Below are 19,609 nucleotides of genomic sequence, written 5' to 3'. Positions count from 1 at the left end.
CAATCTCCTTAGTGTTTATTTAACTAGCACGTTTATTTCCAGACCATCGATATAATGCTTCACAGGATTTCCAGCACTGTCTGTTTTGAATGCGCCACTCTTACTTTTTGGATCCTCGAACTCATAAAGGTAGCCACGGATTGTGAGCATATTAGGGTGTTTCTCAAACGGCTCAGTAAGCAAATCGACATTAAGTGACCTATTGGAAGTCGAGAGGACTTTCTGTGATATATCTTTCAGTACCTGTCCTTGCTGATCCTTTACTTCAAAGCCCACTAAATTCAAAGCTGTGTGATCTCTGTCTGAGTCCTGTTCAAGCATGAGCGACAGACGAGTCGTTAATGGACTATATTCTAGCTTTTGCAGGATCAAACTCCATCCTCCAACTTGTGCGCGTATATCAGGTGTGGAAATTTTATTGACGGTAGCCTTCCGCGCAGGAATTTGGAGAACAAACGGTTCATCAATACCGTTTAAGCCAAGGGTTACGGTCAATACAAATCGATCAGGAAAAGGTTTGGTGGAAATACCCGAATTCGAGTAATCCACGAGTCTAAAAATAGCAGTATTGCGCTCCGTGCCTTCCATCCAGCTTAGAAACGGCATAGCTTTCCAGAGACCATCTGAAAATTGCTCTAGGGAAGCCCCGTCGATCAATACTTCTGCAGACATTATCGAACCTTTCCCTAGGAAAGGCTTCCCATCCTCTCCAATCGTCACTCCGGCGAGCTTACCGTCCAGCCCTTCTCCCTCACGCTTCACTGAGAATGCCAATCGGTTTCCATCGAATACAGCCTCTTCGGCAGACAAGGTGATTCCATCATGCGTATCACTGCTATTCGGTCGGGTGATCAGACCCAGACGCTGAGCGGCCTGCAATCCTATATCATCTGCCCGTTCAAAAATTCCACCTATTATTGGAAGCTGCTTGAGCGCATTGGCCAACGCTGGCGGATAGACGGCCGTTAGCATAACGCTTACCACTATCGCTGCAGATACAGCAGCTGCGATTTTTGGATATATCCGTTTTTTCTTTTCCTTTTCCACAGGGTCCTGGACAATGGTGGCGAGCGATGCATAAATCGAATCCTGCCGCGATCGTAGTAAAGGAGGAAGCTCCTGTATATTAGCTTTTCCTAGCTCCCTGATCTGCTTTTCTAAATTGTTATTATTCATTAGCAAGACCCTCCCCCCGCACAGGATGTATCTGTTTGGACAACAATCTCCGTGCGCGATGAAGTCGTGCCCTGACCGCTCCTTCGGAGATGTCGAGCACATCTGCAATCTGCTTAATGGATAAATCGTCATAATAAAAAAGCACGATAGCAAGCCGCAGGGATTCGTCCAACTGATTAATGAAGCTTTGCAGGTCTACGTTGCCTGAATCTTCAAAATGCACATAGGAATCGACCGGTTCTTCGGGAATTTCCGCCACAGCTATAGTTCGCTCTCGCATACGAAGTAACTGATTGCATTCATTAATCAGGATGCGTATAACCCAGGTTTTAAAAAACTTAGGCTGTTTAAGGTTGGCCAACCCTTTATACACCTTCAGTGTCGTTTCCTGAAGAGCATCCGCGCAATCTTCATCTTTTAGCAGAATGGTTTTGGCTAATCTGTACAACTGGGATTCCAGTTGCCTAAAAAGACGGGTAAACGCCTCGTGGTCGCCTTTCTGCGCTTTTTTGATATCCAGTTCGTTTTCCAGCAAATGATTTTTCCTCCTTGAGGGCCCTCTGTATGATTAGATGGAGAAGGCATACAAAAAGTTATATTTGAATAAAAAAATCTGAAATCTATTTAATATCATCTATTCCAGAATAATGGAAAATGAAGATTAAATCCTATAAAGCTTGCTTAAGCATACAAAATGTTATCTTTTCATCCGTTACTAAATATTTTAACTATTGGTATATTAATTTGTAAGTGCTTACATAACTTAGGGCGCACACATATGCATCTGAAAATTTAGAATGGAAGGTGATCAGAACGTGAGAGTTAATCAAAAGGGTATCTCTGCATTTTTGGCAGTGTTGTTGCTGCTAAGTTCATTCTCATTCAATATGAGGAGTGCTTTGGCTGCAGATTCGAGCAGTTCTTTAATAGTAAATGGCGGTTTCGAGGACAGTTTTTGGAATGATGGATCATGGAGTGTGGATTACGACTGGGAACAAGTAGAAATTAAGCATTTTGCATATGCCGACGATACTTGGCTAAACCCAGATGAAGGAGCTCATGCTTTCAAATATTGGGTGAACAAAGCCGCTACTGAGAAGCAGACAATCATGCTTAAGCAGACCGTAATGAACCTTCCTGCGGGAAGTTATGAGCTCTCAGTTAAGTCGATGGGCGGTACTGACAATGAAACGGGCAATGTTGAATTGTTTGCGGGTGACGAGAAGGCATCCGCCGTTGCTACCACTGGCTATAATGCTTGGGGAACGCTCAGCCTGAAATTTATATTGAAGCAGGATACCCCGAGTCTTGAGGTTGGTGCGAACATAAGCGGTGCTCCAAGCGCATATGGATTTCTGGACAGCTTTGAGTTGAAACAGTTGAGTACGGATACGACCCTGCCGGTGCCGGCGGATATTTTTGTGAAGAAGGTGGAAGGACTCCAGCCTGATTTTATTAAGGGCGTGGATATCTCCAGTATTATTTCTTTAGAGAATAGCGGAGTCGAGTTTTACAATGAAAACGGAGAAGTGCAGGATATTTTTACAACCGTACATGAGGCGGGGGTCAATTACGTTCGGGTACGGATATGGAATGATCCTTTTGATACAGCTGGAAATGGTTATGGTGGTGGCAATAATGATCTGGAAACCGCGATTGAAATCGGAAAAAGGGCGACCGCAAACGGCATGAAGCTGCTAGTGGATTTCCATTATTCCGACTTTTGGGCCGATCCAGCCAAGCAGCATACGCCTAAGGCATGGGCAAATTTGAGTTTTGAAGATAAGAAGACAGCGCTTTACGAATATACCAAAGTAAGTCTGCAAGCTCTGCTTGATGCAGGTATTGATATTGGTATGGTTCAGGTAGGCAATGAAACGAATGGACAATTCGTTGGTGAATCTAATTGGACGAAGATGAGCCAATTGTTTAATGAGGGAAGTAAAGCCATTCGGGAGATCAATCCTAATATTCTGGTTGCTCTGCATTTTACAAATCCGGAGTCAGCAGGCAGATATGCCACTATAGCGAAGAATTTGCAAGATAACAATGTGGACTATGATGTGTTTGCAAGTTCTTATTATCCGTTCTGGCACGGCACATTAGGCAATTTGACAGCAGTGCTGAAGCAGGTAGCCGATACTTATGGAAAAAAAGTAATGGTAGCCGAAACCTCTTACGCGTATACCGCAGAAGACGGGGATGGACACGGAAATACAGCGCCGCAAAGCTCAGGTCAAACTTTAAACTACCCTATCAGCGTTCAAGGTCAGGCTAACTCAGTTAGAGACGTGATCGAAGCGGTTGCCAATGTGGGTAAAGCGGGAATTGGCGTGTTTTATTGGGAGCCTGCTTGGCTTCCGGTAGGTCCGAAAGAGAACCTGGAGCAGAATAAGTTGATTTGGGAACAGTATGGTTCCGGTTGGGCATCCAGCTACGCAAAGGAATATGACCCTGATGATGCAGGGGAATGGTATGGCGGAAGCGCCGTTGATAACCAGGCTTTGTTTGATTTTAATGGACATCCGCTTGCCTCTCTGAATGTGTTCAAATATGTGAATACAGGCGCAGTGGCCCCTATTGCTGTAGATGAAATTAAGGATGTCTCGATAACGGTGATTGCAGGGGAGCCAATCCATCTGCCAACAGACGTAAGTGTTACTTACAATGATGGAAGTTCCGGCAAGATGTCAGTGGTTTGGGATCAAGTTGCGCTTGAGCAAGCCATTAGCAAGGGCGCGGGCAGCTATGTGATCGGTGGAACGGTGGAAGGCGGTCAGGTGGTAAAGGCTTTTCTAGTTATTAAAAAAGAGAACTTTATCGTCAACGCAGGCTTTGAAAATAGCGATAGAAGCATGTGGAAAATCACCTATGCTGACGTTAATGCTCCACATACAGACTACCAAAATAAAGTTACAGATGCCAAAACGGGCAACTATTCACTACATTTCTACTCTGCGAAAGCAGTGGATTTTAGAGTGGAGCAGACTATATCTGGTCTGAAGCCGGGATATTATAATCTTTCGATGTTTATTCAAGGGGGAGATGCTGCCAACCCCGATATGAATCTATTTGCTGTAACAGATGGTAAGGAAGTGAAAGTAAACACCGGTGTGAAAGGATGGGCACAGTGGAATAATCCCGAGATCAAGGATATTCTCGTTACCGATGGAACCCTTACCATCGGAGCTAATATCAAAGCAGATGGCGGTGCCTGGGGATCGATTGATGATTTCTATCTAAGCTTTGTCAAAGGGATTGAGGAACCTGCTATTGTTGATACGGATAAAGAAGTACAAAATATCACTTCTATGACAGCTACGGTTGGAGGAAACATTACTTCGGACGGTGGCGCTAAGGTTACAGAGCGAGGAATCGTATATTCTACTAGTGCTAATCCGACAATTGAGGATGGTAAAGTTATAGCTGAATCAGGTGGAACAGGAGCCTTTTCAGTAATTCTTGCAGGACTTCAAGCTGGATCTACCTATCATGTACGTGCCTATGCAGTGAATGCAACCGGAGTAAGCTATGGACAAGAGATTACGTTTACAACATTAAGTTCTAGTGCAAGCTTGAATAGCTTGAATTTGAGCGGCATAACATTGGATCAAACAGTGAGCGGAAGTGTATACGATTATACAGCGAGTGTACCGTATTCTTTATCTAACTTCACAGTGATGGCAACGGCCAGCGATGCTGTTTATGGTACCTTGACATTGAATGTGTACAATAGTGCCAATACACTTGTGGCTGGTCCGATAAGTTTGGTAAGTGGGGCAACAAGCATAGAGCTTCCCCTTGAAGTAGGTAGTAACCGATTGGAGTTATTCGTAATTGCCCAAGATGGCACAGGTACGAGATACACAGCAACAATAACGAGAGCTGCGCAAGATAACGGTTCTGATGACAATGGAAACGGTGGTAATGATGGTGGTAGTACCTCTAATGTCGTAATTCCGGTTATCTCCTCCAACGGGAAACTGACGCTTCCTGCAGGTCAAGCGGGTGAAGTCAGATTGGATAATGGGCTTGTGATTTCTATTCCAGCTAATGCTTCAGGCAAGCAATTAACATTAACGATTGAGAAATTGCTCGATTCGCAGAGTCTTCTCAGCAATCATGAGATTCTCGTAAGCCCGATCTATGAAGTTCTAAAAAACTTCGCGGAGAACTTTAGTAAACCAGTCACGCTAACCTTTGTGTTCGATTCAGGACAAGTGAAGAGCGGCCAAACTGTAGCGATCTTTTATTATGATGAAGTGAAGAAGAGCTGGGTGAAAGTTAATGGCGGCAAAATAGATGGAAATCGCATTGCTGCAGATGTGGATCACTTTACGAAGTTTGCTGTACTCGTAGTGGATCAAGCGACTGGATTACCGGTAACAAATGCATCTACTGAACCGACAACTGAGGCTCAATTTAGCGATATCTCGGGACATTGGGCAGAGGCTAATATTAAAAAAGCGGTGAGCGAAGGGATCGTCAAGGGTTATACCGACGGAACGTTCAAACCAAATGCTGCGGTGACACGCGCTGAATTTGCGGTGATGCTGATGAATGCGCTGAAGCCTACTGGAAACGGTGTGGAGCTGGGCTTCACAGATACAATCCCTGCTTGGGCCGAGAAGTCCATTGCACAAGCCTTAGAGGCGAAGATTATACGCGGCTATGAGGATGTTACTTTCCGTCCGGCAGCGAGCATAACACGTTCGGAGCTAGCAGCTATGATCGCTAGAGCAGCAGGAGTAGAATTAACAACGGCGGCATCAACAGGCTTTGCTGATGATAGCCAAATTCCTGCATGGGCAAAGGATGCGGTTGCGGCCGTGAAGAAATCAGGCATTGTGAGCGGACGTAACGGCAATGTATTTGCACCAAATGAGACCGCAACAAGAGCGGAGGCAGTGACCATCATTATGAATCTGCTGCAAACTAAATAGTAAACTTACTGTAGTAAGAAAAAAGACCGTCCTAAGGACGGTCTTTTTGTCTATTCTCTATGTGCGCCCAAGGTTGGCATTCAAAAAAAGAAGAACCAGCAGAGACTGCTGGTTCTTCTAACTTATATAAATAATTTGCATGCAAAGAAAGTTCGTGATATTATAAGATAATCGCTGTTTATTTCACATATTTGAACATAAGTATAACATCTTATCTACAATATTATAATACCATGTGGATTAACAGTTTGTCAAATTTAATTTTTGCTTCTTTATAACAAGAATGAAAAGGAGCGTGTTCGTGAAGATGGTAAACGTAATGGATTGGCAGCAAGAACAAGATCGGCTTGATTTGGTTACGGAAAAGCTGCAATCAAGAATCGCAGAACTAGAACCAGAAGTGACTGGGCTACGTGATCAAGTGGTGGACATTCGCAAGCGGTTTTGGGAAGAAGTCACGGTCAATACGAGCACAGACGAAGATTTCGAAGAGACCTTCTACAGTATAAAGCAGCAAGAAGCGTTGTTATCTGAGCGGGAGCGCAGCCACCGGCAACGGGTGCAGCGTTTTAAGAATATGAAACGGCTACTGCCGTCCCCCTATTTTGGACGAATGGATTTTCAAGAAGACGGTTTGAGCTTGAGTGAGAAAATTTATATCGGAGTGGCTTCTTTCGTTGATGCAGACGGTGTGGACTTTCTGGTGTATGACTGGCGAACGCCTATTGCAAGCATGTACTATGATCATTCTCCAGGACCATCTACTTACGAAACACCGGGAGGACAGATTACAGGTGAGATGATGCTGAAGCGGCAATATCAGATCCGTTCCGGTCAGCTCCAGAACGTGTTCGATACGAGCTTAACGATCGGGGACGAATTGCTTCAGCAGGTGCTTGGTAAAGGTGCAGATTCACAAATGAAGAGCATTGTGGCGACCATACAGAAGGAACAGAACGCCATTATCCGTAATGACAAAAGCCGTATGCTTATTGTGCAGGGAGCGGCTGGCAGCGGAAAAACGTCCGCAGCGCTGCAACGGGTAGCCTATTTATTATACAAACACCGCGATAGGCTTAAGGCGGACCAAATCGTTCTTTTTTCGCCAAATCCGATGTTTAACAGTTATGTATCGACGGTGCTTCCTGAGCTGGGTGAAGAGAATATGCAGCAAACGACCTTTCAGGAGTACCTTGCTTATTGGCTTGGATCCACAGTTCAACTAGAGGACCCCTTCGAGCAGATTGAATATGTACTGACATCACAATCCTCACAGGGGTATGAAGCACGGTTAACGGGGATGCAATATAAGGCTTCTGAGGCTTTCTTGCATGCTCTCCAAAGCTACGCGTTATGGTTAGGCAAAGAAGGTATGCTGTTCCACAGTATCCGTTTTCGGGAACGTGAGTTGATTACTGCGGAGCAAATGAAATCGCAGTTTTACAGCTACGACAGCTCTATACGATTGGCTAATCGCGTCGCTTTATTACGTGAGTGGCTGCTGCGCGAGCTGACTAAGCTAGAGCGTCAGGAAATGGAGGCACCGTGGGTTCAAGATGAGGTCGATTACCTCGACAACGATCAATATGCCGAAGCTTACAGTGAGGTGCTTAAGAAGTACCGGCGAGAAGAAGCTGTCTTCGATTTTACAGAGCAGTATCTTGAAATCTATGGTGATTTTCGTACTCAGAAGGACGGGGAAGAGAATGTCTTTGATTTTAGTTCGCAGGAAGATGAGCTGCTGCGTCGCATGATCGTGAAGGAGCACTTCAAACCGCTGAGACGAGATGCCAAACGGTTGAAGTTCATAGATACGATTGGATTATACGAGCAGTTATTTAGTGATGAAGGCACTTATCAGAAAATGACGGGTGAGATCGAAGTGCCTGAGGAGTGGCCAGAAATCTGCAAGCAGACGAAGGAAAAGTTGAGCCGTACCGAGCTGTTTTATGAGGATGAGACCCCATTCCTGTATTTAAAAGAGCTTATCGAGGGTTCACGCACGAATACAATGGTGCGGCATTTATTTATTGACGAAGGACAGGATTATTCGCCGTTCCAATTCGCGTTTCTCAAGCAATTGTTTCCCCGTGCCAGCATGACAGTACTCGGCGATTTCAGTCAAGCGATTTTCCCGCAAGCGACGAATCTGCAAGAGGTGAATTCTCCTTTGATCCGGCTTTATGGTGAAGAGGAAACGAACCTGTTTCGTTTAATCCGAAGCTATCGTTCGACTCGCGAGATTGTGGAGTTTACGAAGGCGCTGCTACCTCGTGAAGAGATTGTACCTTTTGAAAGGGGCGGCGAGAAGCCGCACCTAGTGAAGGCTAGCAATGACGTGGAGCGGGCGGTACAGATAAAAGAGAATCTTGCGGCGCTTATGGCCGAAGGTCTCGACTCCATTGCCGTTATTACTAAAACTGCTGCGGAAAGCCGCGAAGCCTATGAAGCATTGCTTGCACAGGGGGGCGAAAATCTGCGGCTTATTACGAAGGAGACGCTCACCTTTGAGAAGGGAACGCTAATTATTCCCGCGTATCTTGCTAAAGGCGTAGAATTCGACGCTGTGCTAATCTACGATGCTTCTACGCAGACGTATCATCGGGAGAGCGAACGTAAACTCTTTTATACAGCTTGTACGCGCGCGATGCATCGGCTTCTGCTGTACACGACAGGCCATTGGTCACACTTTATTCAAGCCTTGGATACCTCTTTGTATGAGGAAGTGTAATAAGATTGTCCGCACGGCTTGCTGTTGATGACCGGATGTCAGGTTCTTTTAGTGTTTATTTTCTCTATACTTGTTGGGTGTTTGGGAGTAGACTTCTTTAAATTTTTTGAAGAAGAAGGAGACGCTTGAATACCCGACTTCCTCTGCGATATCAGGGATGGGAAGTTCTGAATTGGACAAATAGATGACGGCCTTATTCAACCGTTCAATCTGGAGAAGTTCCTTAAACGACTTCCCGGTCGCTCTTTTGAGCATAGCTGAGATATAGTTAGGGTGATATTTATAGTGCGCAGCCATTTTGGTGAGGGTGCAATCACGATGATTCTTTTCAATATATCTTAGAAAGTCAATAACAATAGAATCTTTCTGACTTATATTTCCGGCCTCGATACTGGTCTTGGTGTTACTGTTCCGAATCAATTCTGTAAAAAAAACGAATAAATAAGAGTCAATCATATCCGTGGAACAAAAATCTCGATCGAAATATTCACACATTATATTCTGCATGATTTCTACGATTTTAGAGCCGTTTTCTAAGGGGAAGTGGAGATAATTATTTGCTCTTCGAGAATCGATCAGAGAGTCTATCAACAATTGAGAGATAGTGCTTTTTTTTGTGAAACGGCTAAGAAAACCTGAGGTCAAGTAATCATGTTTTAGCTTGATATCGATGACAATATCCGAGTTTGACATTCCTTTTAGTGTGTGAGGGGTTTGCTTATCAATGATGATGACTCCGCCCTCATGCATGTTGATTTCCCCATTTTGCATGACCACTGTGCATTTTCCTTGGTAGACGTAAATCAATTCGATGTATTGATGAATATGCAGCGGGACTACCGAGGAAGGCACGGATTGAAAAATAACAATGTTATCCTCAATGGGTGTATAGGCCATATCAAAACTCAAGTTAAATATATAAACCGTCTGACCATCTACCTCTATCGTTTCAGCGTTATATGTGTTTTTAATAAGTTCCCAATCTGGCACATCTCTAAGGTTGTTGGATATCAAATAGGATCGTAATTCACTATTATTCATTGGAAGGCTCCTATTCTTTGAAACCAGCATGATATATCTTTTTAAATTATAGTTCAATATATGTTTTACCTCAATAGCGTGATAAATTAGTTTACTTGGAAGCTCCTAAGAAAGAGAGGAGCTTCTTTTATTTTTATGAATGGCTTCAGAACAGTGAAAATTAAATCTTTGAAACGAGCACTAATGTGGTTGGATTTTAGCATTAAAATAAATGAAAACGCTTGCTAAAATAGGTGGTGAAGGAGGGTTTAATCACATGAGGTGAAAGGTTCAATTTGAAGCTAATCATGATTTTAGGGGGACAAAAGATGGCTACACCGGCGATGGGAACCGAAGCGATTATATTAGATAACGGAGCTCAGGATGCTTATACAAAGATATCGTTGAAAGAACGTTTTGGATATGCGATAGGTGATTTTTCTACAAATATTATTTGGACGGCTATTACAACCTTTCTCACCTTTTTTTATACAGACATTGTTGGAATTTCAGCAGGTATTGTAGGTACAATCCTTCTGGTTACTCGACTCCTAGATGGGGTAGCTGATGTAGGCATCGGTGCTTTGGTTGACCGGACGAAGAGTAAGCATGGCAAGGCTCGACCTTGGATCAAATGGATGGCTGTGCCGTTCGGCTTGTCGGTCATGATCTTGTTTACAGCACCAGAATTAGGCCACACAGGTGCCATTGTCTATGCGTCGCTCACGTATTTCATTGTCAGTTTAATCTATTCATCCATTAATATTCCCTATGGTGCTTTGAATTCGCTTATGACACAGGACCCTTATCAACGTTCTTTGCTTAGTATAACTCGGATGGTCTTAGGCATTTCAGGAGGGGTTCTCATTAGTTTTTTCGCCATGCCTATGATAAACACATTCGGTGGTGGAAAAATGGGTTGGTTCTTAACCTTTGTGATCATCGGGGTTATCTCTCCACTCCTATATGCCATTACGTACAAAACAACGAAGGAGCGCGTAAAACCAATTGTTGTACAGAAGGCTATTCCATTCCGAGTGGGTTTTAAGGCTTTGCTGCGGAATAAGTTCTGGTTAATTGTTATTCCATTCTCCACGCTGATTTTCCTAAGCTCGGGGGTTAGCGGGGCGCTAAATATCTATTACGCGCAATACATTCTGCATAATCCGGCTCTTGTCGGAGCCTTATCTCTTGCTGGGTTGGTGCCAATTGTGGTCGGCATGATCATCTCAACACCTCTCATTAAGAAGGTTGGAAAAAGAAATGCAGCTCTAATAGGAGCTTGTATCTCCTTGGTTGGATCGTTACTGATTCTTGTAGACCCAACAAGCTTTCAAGTCATTATGATCAGTACAATATTGAAGACACTTGGAATAGCTCCAGCCGTTGCCACAGGTGCAGCCATGCTTGCTGATACTGTGGATTACGGGGAATGGAAAACCGGAGTTCGCACGGAAGGCTTAATTTATAGCGGACACAGCGTAGCATCGAAAGTCGGTAGTGGGCTGGGAGGAGCGGTTGTTGGATGGACATTAGCCTTCGGAGGATATGTAGGTGGGCTTGAAGTTCAATCGGATATGGCTCTATTATCCATTAAGAATTTGTTTATATATGTTCCAATGGTATTGGCTGTACTGCAAATCGTGTTGATGTCTATTTATAGTCTGGATAAGAAATATCCTGCAATTATGGCCGAGCTGCAAGCTTTGGCTAATGATAAGAAGTCCTAGACCTTAACGGAAACTGCAAGAGCCATTCACGTGGTAAGGTTCGTGTAGTTGTCCGAATCGGGACTTTAAAATATAGAATAAATTAGGATTAGGAGTGTTGATTGTGGAGAATTTATTTCCTGTAAACTTTATTTGGGGTTCATCTACGGCAGCTTACCAAGTAGAAGGTAACAATACGAACAGTGATTTTTGGGCAGAGGAACACGCAGAGGGTTCTCCTTATTTGGATAAATCAGGCGATGCTGTTGATCACTATCGGTTGTACCGAGAAGATATTGCCCTTATGGCTAGTTTAGGCTTGAAAGCCTACCGTTTTTCCTTGGAATGGTCGAGGATTGAACCGGAATCCGGACAATTTTCACGTTCTGCTATCCTTCATTATCGAGATGTGTTGCAGACCTGTCATGAGTTTGGACTTACTCCGATTGTGGCATTGCACCATTTTTCTTCTCCCAAATGGTTAATGAGACTAGGAGGATGGGCTAATCCGAATATTCCTGACCTTTTCTCAGCCTATTGTGAGGTTGTTATCCGTGAACTGGGCGATTTAATCCCCTATGTATTGACTTTCAATGAAGTAAATCTTCCGATCATGTTACGGGATGTTTTCTCCAATATCGGAGTTATTCCCCCTGTAGGAATTGATACCAAATCCTGGTCCTCGCCTAAATGGAGAGAATCGGCGGCTAAGCTCTGTGGAACTACAGTGGACCAATACTTCACGTTTCATATGATCTCTGATGAAGCAAGTATCAGCATCCTTAAGGAGGCACACCTGAAAGCACGTGAAGTTATCAAGGGTATACAGCCTAACATTCAGGTAGGCTTATCCATGGCCCTTTCCGATTTTCAGTCGATCCCGGGTGGTGAAGCACTCGCCGAGAAGAAATGGAAAGATAACTTTGGTGAGTATGCAGATATAGTGAAAGGGGATGACTTCTTTGGGCTTCAAAACTATACCAGGGAGGTTTACGGTCCGAATGGTCTGGTCAAGCCTGCGGATGGAGCAAAGCTCACACAAATGAAATATGAGTTCTACCCTGAAGCGCTTGGGAATGTCATTCGAAAAGTAGCGAAAGAGCTACATATCCCCATTATTATTACGGAGCATGGAATTGCTACAGATGATGACAGTCGTCGGATTGAATTTATTCGTAGGGGGTTAGAAGGCGTACAGGCTTGTTTGGCAGAGGGGATCGACATAAGAGGGTACATGTACTGGACATCCTTCGATAACTTTGAGTGGAACTCAGGATATTCGATGACATTCGGGATTATTGGAGTAGATAGAGGCACACAAGAACGTAAAGTGAAAGAAAGCGCCGAGTATTTAGGACGGATCGCACACAATAATAGTTTGAATTTTTAAAATTAAGACTAAATGATTTAAGCAAGAGAGCAACTGAATAATTAGTAGAAAGGAGCCTTCTCAACATGAGAAGGCTCCTTATTTGTATTTTGTTATTTGCCAATGTGCTGAGTGGATACATTTTAGTTTACATTGGTCGTACTAGACATATCAAAATCAACCTCTTCAAGAAATTCGATAACTTCCCCATTGGGGCTGTGAACGATCGCGTTCTTGATCAGGAGAGGTGGTTCACCAAGAGAAAGCGAATCTGGTGCTATAAAAGCCTTTGCTCCATGAGCAAGGGCTTTTTGGTACATTTCATCGACATTATCCACGTAGAAGGCAAAATGTAAGAGTGCTCCGTGAGCTACTTCTTCCTCAGACAAGGCTTTTTTTCCTTGGGCGGCAATGACTGCATCGTTATCAAAAATCTCAATGCAGGTCTTTTGGTCAGGTGAAATCAACATGCATGCTTCTTTGATTTGAAAGGAGGGCAGACTCCAATGATGACCTAACTTGAACCCTAAAACGTCGATATAAAATGAAATTGTTGCTTTATAATCTTTGGCTTGAATCGCTATATGTGCAAGACCTTTTACGCTCATTATTAATCACTCCTATATCTAATGTACTATTTATTATAGTTGGATTAAAATAGGAGATACATATATAAGATAAGTGTTTTATACTCACATGGTTATTGAATATAAGGTATTTTAACTGAACGGGTTTATTTTATAAAATAGGGCGAGGAGGCGATTGCTATGGAACATCTTATGGATGATATTGATAAAAAGATTATGAAATTACTGCAGTACAATGCTCGAATGCCCATTTCACAAATTAGCAAAGAGGTTTCGATGTCACAACCATCCGTTAAAGAAAGAATCATTAAGTTGGAGGAAAGGAACATCATCTCGGGGTATCATACAGCTTTTAATTTGCGGGATCTGAACCGGGGGACGACTACTTTTATTCTAATCAAAACAGAACATTGCCAAGAGCTCACTGATTTTTGCAGCGATGCTATGGAAGTTACCGATTTGTTCCGCATTAGTGGAGAATATAATTATCTTATTAAGGTACAGACCTCATCGATTGAGGCGCTTGCTGAATTTCAAGATCACCTGATAAAGTTTGGACCTTCCAAATCTCATATCAGCTTGAAAAATATTTTGGAAAACAGAGTGCTACTATAAAGCAAAGTTTCCAGATACAAGATATAGTAACCGCTTTCTTTTCGTTGTAGAATGGGTGAAAATAGCATTTGTCATGGATACGGATATAAGGGAGCATGCGCATGGAGAGGAAACTGTCTAGTAAAAAGTATATTCCGTTCACATATAAGATGATGATTCCGTATCTCATTCTTGTATTGCTGACAGATGTACTGGTTGGCTATATAGCCTATACAATGCTCGTAGAGTCCAGGACTGAAATGGCGGAAACGAATGTCCGGACCGCATTAAAGCAGACAAGGAACAACATTGAATACCAGACAGATGAAATCAAACGTATGACCAACTCGCTGTTTCTGAATACGAATTTCCAGAATGCTCTTCAATTCAGAGGAGATCCTTTGGAAAATATGCTCAAAATGAGAGATGATATCGTTCCTTATATGAAAGCACCTCTGCAATTGTATGGGAATAAGCTGAGACTTGCGCTTTTTACGGTCAATGAGACGATGCTTGAAATTACCGGTGATGATATGTCGACGCCCATCGGTAGAAGTGATTATTATGTTCTTTCTGATCAGGTGATCGAGAATACGGAGTGGTTTAAGTCAATCATTGCAAATAACAAAGACAGCTTGTGGCTTCAAGCGGACAAGGACCGTGAACTCGGTAATATTTCATATTTTCGCAAGCTTGTGTCTTCCAAGGCAGCACCTGCTATTATCGGATATATTCGCGTTACGGCGAGGATTGATGAGCTCTTTGGTAATTTTGATACCTTTCCTACTGAACAGGGGATTAACCTCCGTCTAATGGATAGGGCTACAGGATTGACGCTGTATGAACAGGGTGTTGTCGATGAACAAAGGAAACAAGACGCTTATTTGATCATTAGTGAAGATATTCCGGTATCTAGCTATGTCATTGAGGCGCGGGTACCGCACTCTTATTTGAACAAAGACGCTAGTAGAATGCGGAAGGTAATTAGCACCGTTTGTTCTATTAGTTTTTTGGTAATGGCTATTATCGGTTTTCTAGTTGCACGTATTTCTGGCAAAAAAATTAAGCGGATTGTGTATTTGGTTCGATCGTTTCAGGAGGGCAATTTTTATAAAAGAATTGGATTTCCGGGCAACGATGAATTTGTCTATATAGCTAATAGCTTTAATCAAATGGCGACGAGTATTCAGGAACTGATCCGGAACGTCTATGTGCAGGGTATTCAGAAAAAGCAAGCGGAGCTGGATGTGCTTCAAGCCCAAATCAGTCCACATTTCCTATACAACACACTGTCCACCATCGGCAGTCTGGCCAATATGGGGGAAGTGGAGAAGGTTACGCAGATGGTACAAGGCCTATCCAAGTTTTATCGACTCACATTGAACGATGGGCATGTATATATCTCTCTTGAAAATGAGCTGGAGCAGGTGAGGATGTATCTGGAAATTCAGAGAGTAAAATATGCGGATGCTTTTGAGGTTTATTATGATGTCGATCCGGAAATTTTACAGGTGCCTATTATTAAGCTGATTTTACAGCCGTTTGTGGAGAATATATTCAAGCACGCCTGGTTCGGGGAGACCATTGCGATCCGTATTACTGGAAAGCGGCTGGGTGACCGTATCGAACTCAAGGTCATTGATAACGGGATCGGCATGCGACCGGAGACACTTCGAAACATGCGATCAAGCGCATACCAACCAGGTAGCTACGGCCTGAGAAATGTGGAAGAGCGAATTAAACTGCGATACGGCAGTGATTTCGGCATTCAAATCGGCAGTTATTTTGGAGCGGGAACGACAGTTCAAATTATTTTACCGGTGGAAAATGCAGAAATCAGGGAAGTGATGGGGGAGTGAGGAGTATGGCGATGGAGATCAATGTTCTGCTGGTGGATGATGAAGTAATCGATTTGGAATGGCTTAGACGGCGTGTAGCCGGCAGTGATCATTTGCCTTTGCATAGCGTGAGAACGGCAACGAGCGGGTTTGCCGCTCTGAAAATGATGGAGCAGCACCCTGTTGATATCATTCTCTCTGATATCGGTATGCCGATTATGTCAGGCGTGGAATTTGCACGGAAAGCGAAGGAGATTAATCCTGAGGTCCATATTCTTTTTATTAGCGGACACCAGGATTTTAATTATGCCAAAGAAGCAATTCAATTGAACGCATACAGTTATTTGCTTAAGCCTGTGGATGATGATGAGCTGAACGAGACGCTGACCGAACTCTGTACCAAGATTGAGAAAGAGAGGACGCAGCGTACTTCCTTGTCGGAAACGCTAACGCTTGTTAATCAGGAGTTGCTGCTGCGTTGGTTTAACGAGGCTGCACCGGGACAGGTTGAGACGCACATTCACAACGTTCTCACGCCATACTTACAAGGTGCATCGGCGGTTGCCATCATTGAAATCGACGACATGGCGCGGAAAATCCAAACCTGGACGGAAGAAGAGCGGAGTTTATGGAGCAGCACTGCCAATCAGTTTATCCGAAAGTTTGCTCAGGATCAAAATTTGGGCATGGTGATTACGACATATGATTATCACTTTGTGATCCTTGCTGCAGTTCAGGAACAATATTTTACAGCTTTGCTGGAAGAGTTGATTCGGGTGTTCTATCAGGAGTTCTCCTGTTCGATTACGATCGGAAGAGGAATGTACACAACCGACCCGATCAAGCTGCATGACTCCTACCGACAGGCTCAGGCCGCATTAAGCATTAAATGGATCGTAGGGAAGAATAGACTGATCCAAGATGCCTCGGAATGGTCTCCAAAGGAAAAAATGGCTTCGGACTTAGAGGTTATTGTGGATCGTATGCTTAAAGCTATGCTCGACTACGACCTTACCACTATTGATGATTGCCTGCTTCAGCTATTTGCCGGAGACAGCCCGATCTCCCAGAAAAATGACATCTACGATATCATTATCCGGATTACCTCTAAGCTTCATGCTGATCTGCAGCAAATGAATGAGCATTTGTACGAGATTTTGAATTGGGATTCTCATCATCCTTTTGTGTTGTTCCAGTTCGAAACGGTACATGATATCCTCTCGTGGCTGAGAAGAAGATTCTTTGAACTGTCGGAGCTGCTTTATTTGAAACGCCAAAGGCAAAAGCGTAAGTTAATTGATGAAATAACGGAGTATGTGAAAGAAAGATTAGATCAAAAAATAACGCTGAACGAAGTCGCGGCACATTTCGATTTTACGCCTAACTATCTGGGGCATTTGTTCAAGGTCGAAACCAACAGTCTCTTCAGCGATTTTCTAAGTGAACTACGTATGAAGCGGGTATGCGAGCTGCTCGAAGATCCAACGAAAAAAGTATATGAGATTGCGGAACAAGCCGGGTATAAGAACATTATTTATTTCAATAGGCAATTTAAGCAATATATGGGGATGTCGCCAGGGGAATATCGGAAGAAAAATAAAATCTGAATCGATTACTTATTGGGGAGGCTCATGTTCTATATGGAACAGGGGCTTCTTTTTTATCGAAATTGTTTATGAATCGTTGAATTAGTATTATGTTTAGTTGTTTCGCTGAATTATCTCACCGCCGCCGTCCTTTTATAATGAGAGATATAGAGAAGAAAGGGGTGCAAAGATGAAAGGGCATACATTTTGGAGCGATTTAAAAAACTATAGGGTTCTGTTGCTGATGCTGGCTCCGGCGGTTGCTTTTTTTCTTTTGTTTGCCTATGTCCCAATGGCGGGTATTATTATTGCCTTCAAGCATTATGATTACGCGGGCGGTATTTTTGGAAGTGCCTGGAACGGGTTCGATAACTTCCGCTTTTTCTTTGAATCAGGAGATGCCTGGCGGGTAACACGAAATACAGCTTTATACAATATTGCATTTATCGTAGTGAATAACTCTTTGCAAATTTTTGCAGCGATTATGTTGTTTGAGGTCGGCGGCAAATGGTTCCGCAAAATTACGCAGTCGGCGCTATTTCTTCCTTACTTTATTTCATGGGTAGTTGTCGGCGCGATTGCCTATAACCTGCTCAATTATGATATTGGTACTGTGAACGCACTCCTTAGAGGACTCGGGCTAGAACCTATTGATATTTACAATACGCCTGCCTACTGGCCGTATATCCTAGTTCTCGTGTCCGCCTGGAAAGGCCTTGGATACGGAACAGTAATGTACTTGGCCGCGATTACGGGCATAGATACTGAACAGTATGAGGCAGCTGAAATCGATGGCGCCAATATTTTTCAGCGGATCCGGAAAGTGACGATTCCAAATCTTTACCCGACAATTATTATTTTGGTGCTGCTGGCGGTCGGGAATATTTTCCGCGGTGATTTCGGGATGTTTTATAACATGATCGGCAATAACGGTTTGTTGTTCTCTTCGACGGACGTTATCGATACTTTCGTGTTCAGATCGCTGATTACTTCGAATGATATCGGCATGTCGGCTGCGGCTGGCGTTTTCCAGTCCGTTCTTGGCTTCGCAACGATCATGACTGTAAACTATGCTGTTCGTAAATACGATAAAGACCGCGCCTTATTCTAACCGCATCAGAGGTACAGTTTTCATAATGGAGGTAACGATATGAAGCAGCTCGATCGTAAAATATTCTCGGGTATTGGTTATGTATCCCTAATCTTTCTCGCAATTTTATGTATATTCCCGTTTATACTTGTCGTATCTTCATCGCTGACGGAAGAGTCAAAAATATTAACAGATGGCTATCAATTTATACCTACGGCCTTCTCAACAGAAGCCTACAGCATTTTGTTTAAGTATCCCGACCAGATGATTCAAGCCTATATGGTGACCATAGGGGTTACTATAATAGGCACACTATTTGGTTTGTTTCTGACTTCGATGACGGCTTATGCGCTATCCAGAAAAGATTTTAAATGGCGTAATAAATTTTCGTTCTTCTTTTTCTTTACAACTTTATTTAACGGGGGTCTGGTTCCTTGGTATCTGCTTATGGTCAACTACCTCCATATCAAAGATACACTGATGGCTTTAGTGATTCCGATGATGCTCAACGTCTTCTACATCATTGTTATGAAGTCGTTTATGGGCAGCATTCCGGAAGCAATCGTAGAATCGGCTAAAATTGACGGTGCAGGCGATTTTAAGATCTACGCTCGTCTAATCCTGCCTCTTTCCAAGCCGGCGCTAGCGACTATTGGTTTGTTTCTGGCTCTTGCCTATTGGAACGACTGGTACAATGCCCTTCTATTTATTTCCGATGAGAAGCTGATGCCGCTTCAATATTATTTGTACAAAATGCTTGGAAATATGGACGGCATGCGAAAAGCCATGATGGGTGCAGGTGCAGTCGTAACCACATCGATCCCAAGCGAGAGCTTGAAGATGGCAATGACGGTTGTGGCGACTGGTCCGATTTTGCTAGCTTATCCATTCGTTCAAAGATATTTCGTCCAAGGCTTGACGATTGGCGCTGTGAAAGGATGAACCCGGGGATATCCGGTTTATCAA

At 43.4% G+C, this 19,609-nt stretch carries 13 protein-coding genes; 9 read left to right on the top strand and 4 right to left on the bottom strand.

Annotated elements, in window-relative coordinates; genetic code table 11:
- Positions 1-15: 15 nt before the first annotated feature.
- A complete protein-coding gene (locus QNH28_RS29205) occupies positions 16-1,176 on the bottom strand; it encodes a DUF4179 domain-containing protein (protein WP_283909607.1) in 1,161 nt (386 codons plus the stop codon).
- Positions 1,169-1,711 carry a sigma-70 family RNA polymerase sigma factor gene (locus QNH28_RS29200; RefSeq protein ID WP_283909606.1) on the bottom strand — a complete coding sequence of 181 codons (543 nt, stop codon included), beginning with the start codon at positions 1,709-1,711 and terminating at the stop codon, positions 1,169-1,171. Before QNH28_RS29200 ends, QNH28_RS29205 begins: the two co-directional genes overlap by 8 nt.
- Positions 1,712-2,063: 352 nt before the next feature.
- Between QNH28_RS29200 and QNH28_RS29195 the strand changes: the two genes are divergently transcribed.
- Both QNH28_RS29195 and helD read left to right on the top strand, forming a co-directional pair.
- Entirely contained in the window at positions 2,064-6,119 is a 4,056-nt protein-coding gene (locus QNH28_RS29195; protein WP_283912295.1) for a glycosyl hydrolase 53 family protein, read from the top strand.
- A 307-nt stretch (positions 6,120-6,426) separates the two neighbouring features.
- On the top strand, positions 6,427-8,850 hold the full coding sequence (gene helD, locus QNH28_RS29190) for an RNA polymerase recycling motor HelD (RefSeq protein ID WP_283912294.1): 2,424 nt from the start codon (positions 6,427-6,429) through the stop codon (positions 8,848-8,850).
- A gap of 48 nt (positions 8,851-8,898) precedes the next feature.
- Here helD and QNH28_RS29185 read toward each other — a convergent pair whose 3' ends face one another.
- A complete protein-coding gene (locus tag QNH28_RS29185; RefSeq protein ID WP_283909605.1) occupies positions 8,899-9,891 on the bottom strand; it encodes an AraC family transcriptional regulator in 993 nt (330 codons plus the stop codon).
- A gap of 308 nt (positions 9,892-10,199) precedes the next feature.
- Between QNH28_RS29185 and QNH28_RS29180 the strand changes: the two genes are divergently transcribed.
- Positions 10,200-11,600, top strand: a complete 1,401-nt coding sequence (locus QNH28_RS29180) for an MFS transporter (protein ID WP_283909604.1) — start codon at positions 10,200-10,202, stop codon at positions 11,598-11,600.
- Positions 11,601-11,703: 103 nt separating this feature from the next.
- A complete protein-coding gene (locus QNH28_RS29175; protein ID WP_283909603.1) occupies positions 11,704-12,969 on the top strand; it encodes a glycoside hydrolase family 1 protein in 1,266 nt (421 codons plus the stop codon).
- Between the two features lie 122 nt (positions 12,970-13,091).
- Here the strand turns inward: QNH28_RS29175 and QNH28_RS29170 are convergent, their stop codons facing one another.
- The gene (locus tag QNH28_RS29170; protein WP_283909602.1) at positions 13,092-13,556 is read right to left on the bottom strand and encodes a VOC family protein; all 465 of its coding nucleotides are present in this window, start codon (positions 13,554-13,556) and stop codon (positions 13,092-13,094) included.
- Between the two features lie 159 nt (positions 13,557-13,715).
- On the opposite strand from QNH28_RS29170, the gene QNH28_RS29165 reads away from it, so the two are divergent.
- The 5 genes from QNH28_RS29165 (at position 13,716) to QNH28_RS29145 (ending at position 19,585) form a co-directional block, all read left to right on the top strand.
- The gene (locus QNH28_RS29165; protein WP_283909601.1) at positions 13,716-14,150 is read left to right on the top strand and encodes an Lrp/AsnC family transcriptional regulator; all 435 of its coding nucleotides are present in this window, start codon (positions 13,716-13,718) and stop codon (positions 14,148-14,150) included.
- Between the two features lie 101 nt (positions 14,151-14,251).
- Positions 14,252-15,988, top strand: a complete 1,737-nt coding sequence (locus QNH28_RS29160; RefSeq protein WP_283909600.1) for a sensor histidine kinase — start codon at positions 14,252-14,254, stop codon at positions 15,986-15,988.
- Positions 15,989-15,993: 5 nt separating this feature from the next.
- Positions 15,994-17,574, top strand: coding sequence for a response regulator (locus QNH28_RS29155; protein ID WP_349655026.1), 1,581 nt, complete (start codon positions 15,994-15,996; stop codon positions 17,572-17,574).
- 169 nt (positions 17,575-17,743) lie between these two features.
- Positions 17,744-18,664, top strand: coding sequence for an ABC transporter permease (locus QNH28_RS29150; RefSeq protein WP_283909599.1), 921 nt, complete (start codon positions 17,744-17,746; stop codon positions 18,662-18,664).
- 39 nt (positions 18,665-18,703) lie between these two features.
- Positions 18,704-19,585, top strand: coding sequence for a carbohydrate ABC transporter permease (locus QNH28_RS29145; protein WP_283909598.1), 882 nt, complete (start codon positions 18,704-18,706; stop codon positions 19,583-19,585).
- The last annotated feature ends 24 nt before the right edge of the window (positions 19,586-19,609 follow it).

It is taken from the genome of Paenibacillus sp. G2S3 (genome assembly GCF_030123105.1).
In the GTDB taxonomy this organism is placed as follows: Bacteria; Bacillota; Bacilli; order Paenibacillales; family Paenibacillaceae; genus Paenibacillus_AQ.
Note: the sequence above shows the minus strand (reverse complement) of the source record. Positions and strands in the feature narration are given on the sequence as shown.